The sequence below is a fragment of the Nocardia sp. NPDC060220 genome (assembly GCF_042727815.1).
Lineage (GTDB): Bacteria > Actinomycetota > Actinomycetes > Mycobacteriales > Mycobacteriaceae > Nocardia.
In genome coordinates this window covers 1-2,047 of record NZ_JBHWZY010001070.1, presented here as the reverse complement: position 1 = coordinate 2,047, position 2,047 = coordinate 1, and the positions used below count along the sequence as shown (strand labels likewise).

Sequence of the window (2,047 nt, the reverse complement as noted above, 5' to 3'; positions counted from 1 at the left end):
CGTGCTGATCGGTGGCCCGCTCGGCCTGTGCTTCCTGCCCGCTTTCGTCTGCCTCGGCATCGTGCCGGTCGTTATCGGCCTCGCCGACCGCGTGCTCGGCGGCGGTGGGCTGCTGTGACCGGTTGCGACGGGGCCATCGAAACTTCACCGCGCGGATCAGCCGCGCGGTGCAACCAGAGAGGGGATCACGATGACGTTCGCGCACGCGGTATACCTGGGGGCCCGCACTCGAATCACGCGTCTGCTGCTCGAGGACGACGGCATGTCCACGGCGGAGTACGCGATCGGCACTATCGCCGCGGCGGCCTTCGGAGCCGTGCTCTACGGGGTCGTCACCGGGGACAGCATTGTCAACGCGCTGACCGGCATCATCGACAAGGCACTCAACACGAGCGTGTAAACCGCTGCTACACCGGCACTCTCGGGGCCGACGCGGGTGCGGTGACGGTCGAGGCCGCCATCGCACTCGCGGCCCTGGTGTGCGCCGTAGCCCTGTGTGTCGGCGCACTGCTCGCAGGATCCACCCAGGTCCGCTGCACCGATGCTGCCCGCGAGACCGCCCGCCTCGCTGCTCGGGGTGACACCTCGCGCGCGATCACCGCGGGACGATCTGTCGCCCCATCGGGCGCGACCGTCGAACTCCGCACCGAAGGCGATCGGGTGGTCGCCACCGTCGCCGCGAACACCCCACTCCTGCCCGGCTTGCGCCTTCGCGCCGAAGCGGTAGCCGTCACCGAGCCGGGAGTGGATCCGTGACAGCGATGCGTAGGTGCCGGCGGAGGGAACGGCTCGGGAGGTGAAACCGTGCGGGTCGAAGGATCGTAGGTCGTCGTGGTTCACGGCGGATGGAGGCGGGGCAACGGCGTTCGTGTGTATGGCGTTGGCGGGGTTGATCTGCCTGACGTTGCTGGTGGGCCAGGTGGGTGTAGCGGTGGTGGCTCGGCATCGGGCGCAGGGGGCCGCGGATCTGGGCGCGCTGGCCGCGGCGGGTCTCTTGGCGGAGAGCGCGGAGACGGCATGTGGGGAGGCCGGGGAGATCGCCCGGCGGATGGGGGTTCGAGTACGGCGGTGCTCGGTCGCGCAGTGGGATGTTGTTGTAGATGTCGAGGCGAATGTGTCAGCGGGAGTGTTCGGTATGCGCACTGTGCAGGCTTCGGCACGGGCGGGTCCGGTGGAAGAGAATGAGTGACGCGCAAGTGTTATCACTGGCCGGTGGTTGTTCCGCACCGAACCAATTCGAATTAACCGGAAGTGCTTTTGCGCTATTTCATGCGCATTCTTTGATCTGGGCGAGAAAAAAATGAAAAAAACGATGTAATCGCGCCCGTGGCTCCAGTTGGCTATGTGCCAGTTAATAGAAGAGTGGTCCTTTTTATTCGGACACGGGGCGTCGGCTGACATATCGCTGCTGGTCAGCAGTAATTCGGACGAGTGACCAACATTCTTCGAGTGCGGTGTCTCGCCGGTCACGTCGCGAGCGTGCGGACATCATGAATCGGCAGGTAGCTCCCCATGAGCCCGCAGCTCGCCGAGAACGGCGGCCAGCAAGCGCGCGGCGGCGTCCTTGTCCAGGGGGTTGTTGCCGTTTCCGCACTTGGGCGATTGCACGCACGAGGGGCAGCCGTCCTGGCACGCGCAGCTGTGGATCACGCTCAGCGTGGCGGACAACCAGTCCGTGAGCTGGGCGAATCCGCGCTCGGCGAACCCGGCGCCACCGGGCTGACCGTCGTAGACGAACACCGTCGGCGCGCCGGTATCGGGATGTTCGGCGATGGAGACACCGCCGATGTCCCACCGGTCGCAGCCCGCGACCAGCGGCAACATGCCGATGGCGGCGTGCTCGGCGGCGTGCAACGCGCCGGGAAGCTGTTCGTCGGAGATGTCCGCGGCGGCGAGCAGCCGGGGCGTGACGGTATACAGGACGGCCTTGGTGTGCAGGGTGTGCGCGGGCAGATCGAGCTCCACCTGGTCGAGCACCTCGCCGGTCACCAGGGTCCGCAGGTAGCCGACGACCTGGTTTGTCACCGCCACCTGCGCGGATGCAGCC

General features: G+C 66.8%; 4 protein-coding genes and 1 pseudogene. 4 read left to right on the top strand and 1 reads right to left on the bottom strand.

Going from position 1 to position 2,047, the window contains the following annotated elements:
• The 4 genes and pseudogenes from ACFWF3_RS33700 to ACFWF3_RS33685 all read left to right on the top strand — a co-directional run.
• Nucleotides 1–118 (top strand): annotated as a pseudogene (locus tag ACFWF3_RS33700) (type II secretion system F family protein); the annotation flags it as partial.
• Between the two features lie 72 nt (nucleotides 119–190).
• Nucleotides 191–400, top strand: coding sequence for a DUF4244 domain-containing protein (locus tag ACFWF3_RS33695; protein WP_378661791.1), 210 nt, complete (start codon nucleotides 191–193; stop codon nucleotides 398–400).
• A 41-nt stretch (nucleotides 401–441) separates the two neighbouring features.
• Nucleotides 442–756, top strand: a complete 315-nt coding sequence (locus tag ACFWF3_RS33690; RefSeq protein WP_378638781.1) for a TadE family type IV pilus minor pilin — start codon at nucleotides 442–444, stop codon at nucleotides 754–756.
• Nucleotides 757–874: 118 nt separating this feature from the next.
• The gene (locus tag ACFWF3_RS33685) at nucleotides 875–1,189 is read left to right on the top strand and encodes an Rv3654c family TadE-like protein (RefSeq protein ID WP_379318022.1); all 315 of its coding nucleotides are present in this window, start codon (nucleotides 875–877) and stop codon (nucleotides 1,187–1,189) included.
• Between the two features lie 299 nt (nucleotides 1,190–1,488).
• On the opposite strand, the gene ACFWF3_RS33680 is transcribed toward ACFWF3_RS33685, so the two are convergent.
• A partial coding sequence (locus ACFWF3_RS33680; RefSeq protein ID WP_379318020.1) for a Zn-binding domain-containing protein occupies nucleotides 1,489–2,047 on the bottom strand: 559 nt, incomplete at its 5' end.